The sequence below is a fragment of the Desulfatiferula olefinivorans genome, assembly GCF_054657895.1.
Genome location: NZ_BAAHXV010000124.1, coordinates 1 through 414, shown reverse-complemented (window position 1 = coordinate 414; position 414 = coordinate 1). Strand labels below are relative to the sequence as shown.

At 46.1% G+C, this 414-nt stretch carries 1 protein-coding gene; it reads left to right on the top strand.

Going from position 1 to position 414, the window contains the following annotated elements:
• On the top strand, positions 1-414 hold a 414-nt coding region (locus ACYQ11_RS22155; protein WP_459926014.1), incomplete at both ends, for a transposase.

Genomic DNA, 414 nt, shown 5'->3' with positions numbered 1-414 from the left:
ATTTGTATACTTGCGAAGGATTGTAAGCGGCTATGAAGACCTGATCAAGCTGGGCGTTCGATTACAAAATCAGCGTTATGCCTTACTCAGGGTTTGCGGAAAAAACGGGCATGAAAAAGAGAACGTCAAGCTGAACTTGCGGAGTGAGCAATTTGTGTTGAACAGCCTGGACAAACAGATATCGGCCTATGAAGAAGAAAAAAAACACTATGAACAGGAATTTAAACGGCTTGCCCGGACCTATCCTGAGATCAGAAACCAAAAGAGCCTACCCGGCATTGGTGATATTCATGCGGTGAAGATCGTAGCCCGTGTGGTGACACCCTTTCGTTTTGTCAACAAAGGGCATTACCTGAGTTATGCCGGGCTGATAAAGCTGGAAAAGATCAGCGGCGGCAGGAGCTATGGTAAGAA